This window comes from Geobacillus sp. ZGt-1 (assembly GCF_001026865.1).
Taxonomy (GTDB): Bacteria; Bacillota; Bacilli; order Bacillales; family Anoxybacillaceae; genus Geobacillus; species Geobacillus thermoleovorans.
Window position 1 is genome coordinate 105079 of record NZ_LDPD01000023.1, and the last position, 6880, is coordinate 111958.

At 54.9% G+C, this 6880-nt stretch carries 9 protein-coding genes; all 9 read right to left on the reverse strand.

The features are described 5' to 3' along the window. On the reverse strand, nt 1-1083 hold a 1083-nt coding region (aroC, locus tag VU18_RS09220; RefSeq protein ID WP_047758201.1), incomplete at its 3' end, for a chorismate synthase. 99 nt (nt 1084-1182) lie between these two features. After that, nucleotides 1183-1953, reverse strand: coding sequence for a protein-glutamate O-methyltransferase CheR (locus tag VU18_RS09225; RefSeq protein ID WP_011231693.1), 771 nt, complete (start codon nt 1951-1953; stop codon nt 1183-1185). A gap of 72 nt (nt 1954-2025) precedes the next feature. Further along, nucleotides 2026-2475: a nucleoside-diphosphate kinase gene (ndk, locus tag VU18_RS09230; protein WP_011231694.1), complete on the reverse strand. Its 450-nt coding sequence runs from the start codon at nt 2473-2475 to the stop codon at nt 2026-2028. Between the two features lie 98 nt (nt 2476-2573). Then, nucleotides 2574-3536, reverse strand: coding sequence for a heptaprenyl diphosphate synthase component II (hepT, locus tag VU18_RS09235; RefSeq protein ID WP_021322184.1), 963 nt, complete (start codon nt 3534-3536; stop codon nt 2574-2576). Nucleotides 3537-3551: 15 nt separating this feature from the next. Continuing rightward, nucleotides 3552-4256, reverse strand: coding sequence for a demethylmenaquinone methyltransferase (gene menG / locus VU18_RS09240; protein WP_011231696.1), 705 nt, complete (start codon nt 4254-4256; stop codon nt 3552-3554). Nucleotides 4257-4260: 4 nt separating this feature from the next. Further along, nucleotides 4261-5040 carry a heptaprenyl diphosphate synthase component 1 gene (locus tag VU18_RS09245; protein ID WP_031206406.1) on the reverse strand — a complete coding sequence of 260 codons (780 nt, stop codon included), beginning with the start codon at nt 5038-5040 and terminating at the stop codon, nt 4261-4263. 115 nt (nt 5041-5155) lie between these two features. Continuing rightward, nucleotides 5156-5380 (reverse strand): trp RNA-binding attenuation protein MtrB, encoded by a 225-nt coding sequence (gene mtrB, locus VU18_RS09250; protein ID WP_011231698.1) that lies wholly within the window; start codon nt 5378-5380, stop codon nt 5156-5158. A 12-nt stretch (nt 5381-5392) separates the two neighbouring features. Next, nucleotides 5393-5959, reverse strand: a complete 567-nt coding sequence (gene folE / locus VU18_RS09255; RefSeq protein ID WP_011231699.1) for a GTP cyclohydrolase I FolE — start codon at nt 5957-5959, stop codon at nt 5393-5395. A 128-nt stretch (nt 5960-6087) separates the two neighbouring features. Beyond that, on the reverse strand, nt 6088-6360 hold the full coding sequence (locus VU18_RS09260; RefSeq protein ID WP_008879623.1) for an HU family DNA-binding protein: 273 nt from the start codon (nt 6358-6360) through the stop codon (nt 6088-6090). Nucleotides 6361-6880: the final 520 nt, after the last annotated feature.

Consider the following 6880-nt stretch of genomic DNA (forward strand, 5'->3'; position numbering starts at 1 on the left):
CGCCGCCGCCACTTCCCAGGCGACAACGGCCTCAGCGACGACGCTCGCCGCCGGCACGGCGCAGCTGTCCGATCGCTCAATGCTTGCCGCAAACGGCTCTTTCGTCTCGATATCCACGCTTTGAAGCGGCTTGTACAGCGTCGGGATCGGCTTCATCACTCCGCGCACGACGATCGGCATCCCGGTCGTCACCCCGCCTTCAAAGCCGCCCGCCCGGTTCGTCCGGCGCGAAAAGCCTTGTTCTGGGCTCCAAATGATTTCATCGTGCACTTCGCTTCCCGGGCGGCGCGCCGCCTCAAAGCCGATCCCGAATTCAACGCCTTTAAACGCGTTGATGCTGACGATCGCGGCCGCGATTTTCGCATCAAGCTTTCGGTCGTAATGGACGTAGCTGCCGACTCCGGCCGGAACGCCTTCAACGATCACCTCAACGATGCCGCCGATCGAATCACCGTTTTTCTTCGCCCAATCGATCGCTTCCATCATTTTTTGCCCCGCCTCCGGGTCAAAGCAGCGCACCGGTGATTCTTCCGTCACTGCCTGCAATTCTTCAAGCGAACGATAATCGAGCTTCTTTGCGCGCACGCCGCCGATTTCGATGACATGCCCGGCGACGCGGATGCCGACCTCCTCCAAAATGCGTTTCGCCACCGCTCCAGCCGCCACGCGCACCGTCGTTTCACGCGCCGACGAGCGCTCCAGCACGTTGCGCATATCGCGATGTCCGTATTTCAGGGCGCCGTTTAAATCGGCATGCCCTGGGCGCGGACGCGTCACTTTCCGCTTCACTTCCGCTTCGTCATCAATCGGCTCAACCGCCATAATCGTTTGCCAATGTTTAAAATCGCGATTCTCGACAACGAGCGCAATCGGCGAGCCGAGCGTTTTCCCGTGCCGAACGCCGCCTGTGATTTTCACTTCATCTTTTTCAATCTGCATGCGGCGGCCGCGTCCGTATCCTTTTTGCCGGCGCGCCAGCTCTTTATTGATGTGCTCGGCGCGCAGCTCAAGCCCGGCCGGCACTCCTTCCAAAATGGCCGTCAATTGCGGCCCATGCGATTCCCCTGCCGTCAAATACCGCATGTTTGTCTCTCCCTTCAGGTCTTTAACGCGTTTAAGTAAAAATATATCATAAATTCGAAAAATGAAAATAGTTTCAGGAAAAAAAGAAGCCGGCGCGAGCTATTTTTTTCGGTAAAAAAACGTCTCTTCAACTTCAAAACCGTACAGGCCGGGATTGAAAATCTGCTCGGTGCTGCCGACAAACAGCACGCCTCCCGTCCGGAGCGCGTCGTGAAATTTGCGATACAGCATCCGCTTCGCCTCTTCCGTAAAATAAATGAGCACGTTGCGGCAGACGATCAAATCCATGTTGCGCGGAAACGGATCCGCGAGCAAGTTGTGCTTTTGAAACTTGACCGTTTGTTTAATCTTTTCGTCTATTTTATAATACTCGCCTTCTTTCGTAAAAAACTTTTTTCTCATTTCCTCGGGCAACTCTACAAGCGACCGTTCGCTGTACAAACCGAGGCGCGCGCGGGCGAGCGCATTATCGTCAATGTCGGTCGCCAACACCGACACGCGGTGAAGCGGCAATCGTTTTGCGAGCACCATCGCGAGCGTATACGGCTCCTCGCCGGTTGAGCAGGCAGCGCTCCACACGTTCGGGCGCGGGTTTTCCGCCAATAGCCGCGGCAAAATGGTGTGCTCAAGCACCTCCCAACGCTTGGCGTTCCGGTAAAACTCCGAGACGTTGATCGTCATCCGATCCAAGCATTCATGCCATAGCGCCGGCTCTTTTTCCATCGCTGCAAACAGCTCGGCAAAGCTCTTTAGCCCTTTTTTCATGTACAACGACGCCAAACGCCGCCTCATCTGGGCTTCCTTATATAGCGATAAGTCAATGCCTGTTTTTCGCTTCACTTTGGCAATGAACTGCGCATAATCGTCCATCGTCGCCTGTTCCTCTCCCCTGTCAATGTACAAAAACGGCAAAAACCGGCCGAATGGCGGCCGGTCTTCGCATCAGTACAGCCATGCATTGATCTGTTTGGAATAGCTGACGAGCTCTTCTTCTTTAAAGAACAAGCTGATTTCGCGTTTGGCGCTTTGCGGCGAGTCGGAGCCGTGGATAACGTTTTTGCCGACCGTCAAGCCGAAATCGCCGCGGATCGTGCCAGGGGCAGCCTCCTGCGGATTCGTTTTCCCCATCATTTGCCGGGCGGCCGCGATCACGTTCTCGCCCTCCCACACCATTGCAAACACTGGCCCCGAGGTGATAAAGTCGACAAGCTCGCCGAAAAACGGGCGCTCCTTATGTTCAGCGTAATGTTGCTCAGCGAGTTCGCGCGACACTTGCATCAGCTTCGCGCCGACAAGCTGGAAGCCTTTTTTTTCAAAACGGGCGACAATCTCGCCGATCAAATTGCGCTGAACCCCGTCCGGTTTCACCATGATGAATGTCCGTTCTGCCATTCGCTCTCCACCTCTACTGTCGTATGTACTGGGAAACGGATTCCCACCCATCATAGTATCATTGTTTTCCGCCGTTGGCAACAGCGTCCTTGAAAGCGCTAATAATCCCTTTTCCCAATATAGAGGGCGAGATCATGAAGCAGCGTGCGCGCTTCGTTGGCCGGCAGCTCGCCAAGCAGGCGGAGCGCCTTTTCCAAATAGCGATCGCTTAGCGCATACGATCGTTCGATGGCGTCCGTCTGTTTAATGGCCGCTAGCACCGCCGCCATCTCCTCGGCATCCGTGTCCGCGTTGACGGCCGTAATTTTTGCCCGCACCTGTTCATCACAAAGGGCATACAGCACGGGGAGGGTGACGTTTCCTTGCTGCAAGTCGCTTCCAGCCGGCTTGCCGAGCTGCTCTTCCGTGCCGGTGAAATCGAGAATATCATCGGTAATTTGAAACGACATGCCGACGTAATGGCCGAACCAATACAGCCGATTGGCCACCGTCTCGGGCGCGCCGGCGGCCAGGGCGCCAAGCTGGCAGCTGGCGGCGATCAATAGCGCCGTTTTTCGGCGGATGCGCCGCAAGTACGTGCGAAGCGGCTGGTCAAACCGGTATTTGTCTTTAATTTGCTCGATTTCCCCGCGGCACACTTCAACGATCGTTTTCGCCAGCACTTGATGAGCGCGCAGACTGGCAAGCTCCGCCATCCGCTCGAGCGAACGGGCGAAGAGGTAATCGCCTGTATACATGGCAAAGCGGTTGCTCCACTTCGCTTTGATCGTCGGCCGGCCGCGGCGCACGTCGGCGTCATCGATGACATCGTCGTGGACGAGCGATGCCATATGAATCAACTCAAGCGCGACAGCGACATGTTTCACCCGCTCGAAATCATACCGGCCAAATCGGGCAGCCAGCAAGACAAAAACGGGACGGATCCGCTTTCCGCCCGCTTGCAATAAATGGAGCGCCGCTTCCCCGAGCGGCCCGTATTCCGAGCGCACCGTCCGCTCCAGCTCTTCTTCGACCGCCGCCAAATCATCGTTTAAAAACGAATACATCGCCTTTAACTTCATGGTGTTCACCTTGACTCATCGTTTATAGCCTAAATGCATCGCCGCTACGCCGAACGTGTACGGTTTGACCTCGACATCAACGAAACCGGCTTCGCGGAACATCTCAGCCAGCTCGTCCCGCCCTGGAAATTCGCGCGCCGACTCCTGCAGCCACGAGTATTCCTCATAGCTTTTCGCCAACAGCTTGCCAAACAGCGGCATAATAAACCGAAAATAAAAATAGTAAAGCTGGCGGAAGCCAAACAGCGTCGGCTGCGACGTTTCCAGACAGACGGTCATGCCGCCCGGCTTGGTGACGCGGTGCATTTCCTTAAGCACCGTCATATAATCAGGAACGTTGCGCAAGCCAAAGCCTATCGTCACATAATCGAACGAATTGTCGGGAAACGGCAGCTGCATGGCGTTGCCGTGAATGAGCTTGACATTGCCGAGGCCGCGCGCCTTCACCTTTTGTTCGCCGACTTTCAGCATGTTTTCGCTGAAGTCAAGGCCGTACACTTCCCCCTCCGGCCCGACCGCCTCAGCCAGCGCGATCGCCCAGTCGGCCGTTCCGCAGCAAACGTCGAGCGCCCTTTTCCCTTTTTGCACATTCATCCTCCGCATGACGTCTTCGCGCCATTTCAAATGGCGGCGGAAGCTGATGACAGAATTCATCCGGTCATAATGTGCAGAAATTTTTTCAAATACGCGATGGACTCGCTCTTCTTTCGATTGATGCATCGTTCTACCCTTCTTCCACCGACTTTTTGACGATGGCTTGAAATCCGCCGGCAAGTTCCGCCATGCGAAACCGCAGCAGGTCGTTCATCGGCAAATTCGCCGCCAGCAGCGCTTCCTTGCAATGGTCAATATAACGCTCGCAAAGGCGAAGCAAATGCCGCCTTTGTTCTTTCGTCAGCCCTTTGGCCCATGGAAAGGCGATATGCGCCATTTGCTCAAACAGCATGGATGACCCCGTGCGGACGAACGCTTCCTGCTCGAGCAGCAAGCGCCGCAACAGCAAGTAATGGCCGGAAAATCGCCCCCATTGCGGCGCCCCGATGCGCTCGGCAAGCTTCGCAAGCAACGCCGACTCGATCGTGCCGACCGCGGCGAACAGCGTCTCGATCCGCTCCACCTTTTTTTCATACAGCCGCACTTTTTGCTCATTAATCTCGCGGACCGCTTCGGCGAACAAACGGATGAGCGCAACATCGCCCGAGCGCGCCAGCAAGTCGTAATAAAGCCCGCTGTACAAGTCGCCGGCCAAAACGACAAGCTGCCGCGTCCGCAAATCGCCGCCGCGGTCTGTCACCTGATCATGGGTGTCAAGGGCGATTTGCATGAGCATCATGGCGATGATGCACCGGTCCGGCTCATTTGGCGCCGCCGGAGCATCAGTCATCATCGACAGCGAAAGCAGCAGCCGGTCTTCATCAACAGCCGGCGCCGGCACATGCGCGCGCAAATACGGATGGTCAAGCAGCCGTTCGATTTGTTCCTTCAATGACGACAATTTCACCATGATGTCATTCACTCTTCTCACCCTTGTCCCCCAAAAAATATCCGCACCGCCATGACGGACTCAATTATAACATAATTTTGTCGAAAACGCTCTAGTTTGCTAGAAATTTGCTGGTTTACTTTTTCCCTTCCGATTCAACCACACCGTGGCGCGTTTGAATATACGCTTTTCCTCTCACTTTGATCGCCGACGTATGTTCCGTGAACTGAGCAATCAACACTTCGCCTTTGTCAAGCTTTTCCGAATGGTGAAATCTTGTGTCCGCGCCGCGCGTCAGCCCGATGACGTTCACCCCGTCTTCGAGCGCTTTAATGACGACAAAATCGCTGTTTGTGTACATCCTCTTCCCTCCTTACGCTTTGATTAACGAAAGCACTTCAGCGCGGGCGTTGGCATCTGTTTCAAACACGCCGCGCACCGCTGTCGTCACTGTTTTGGACCCCGGTTTTTTCACCCCGCGCATCGTCATGCACATATGCTCCGCCTCAACGACGACCATCACCCCATGCGGCTCAAGCGCCTCGACGATCGAATCAGCGATCGTTGCCGTGATGCGCTCTTGCAGCTGCGGGCGGCGCGCCACCGCCTCAACGGCTCGAGCGAGCTTGCTCAGCCCGGTCACTTTCCCTTCCCGCGGAATATAGGCGACGTGGGCAGCGCCAAAAAACGGCACTAAGTGGTGTTCGCACATCGAATAAAACGGAATATCTTTGACGAGCACAAGCTCCTCATGTTCCTCGCTGAATACGGTTTGAAAGTGCTGCTTTGGGTCTTCCTGCAGCCCAGCGAACACCTCGGCGTACATTTTCGCCACCCTCTTCGGCGTATCGACGAGCCCTTCGCGGTTTGGATCTTCCCCGATCGCCTCAAGAATGAGGCGGACCGCATATTCAATTTGCGCAAAATTGATCTCTGGCATACAAACAACATCCTCCTGCATCATAAAAGCTGCATGTAATCCGATTCTAGCATAGGGAGCCAAAAAAAACAAAAAAGAAGGGCCGGTGGATCACCTGCCCTTCCCTCCTGCGCTCCTGCTATGTAGGCTTACTTGACGGCATCTTTCAATGCTTTGCCCGGTTTGAATGCAGGAACTTTGCTTGCCGGAATTTCCATTTCTTCGCCCGTTTGCGGGTTGCGTCCTTTCCGGGCGGCGCGCTCGCGCACTTCAAAGTTTCCAAAACCGATTAATTGCACTTTATCGCCTTTTCGCAGCGCTTCTGTAATCGAATCAAACACCGCATCAACGGCTTTTGTCGCATCTTTTTTGGAAAGACCGCTTGTTTCAGCGACCGCGTTGATCAATTCCGTTTTGTTCATGCCATTCACCTCCTCCCAAGGGGCTGGTCTTGTTTACTACCATTTGTGCACACTTTTCTGCTTTTCTATACATAGACATCCAATTCCAGCGGCAAGAAGGCCCGCGCGCCGCGCCGGCGCAGCCAATCATTCTATGTTTGCCTCGCGACAGTCCGCAGGAGATGCGCCTATGCCGCCGGCTGAAGCCCCTTCCCAACAGTTTGGGCTCCTCCTGTTTTCGCCGGGCGCAAACGAAGCCAAGGGCGAGGAAAGCCGCCTTCTTCCCGCCAACAGGCGGTGACATGCCTAATCTTAACCAATTGACCGCGGAAATTCAACATCTTTTTTCGCAAAAACGGCCAATTTTAGGCATATTTCACCAAAACAACGATTTCAGATAAAAGATTACCATAACGCCATGCCTATAATCAAGTGCCAATCCTGATTTCTCAAGGGTTTTGGCGATTTTTTCCCTTTGCCGCTTAGCAACTGAAAAAATGGCATCAAAAAAAGCTCCCTTGTCGGGAGCTTGGCGCGCGGC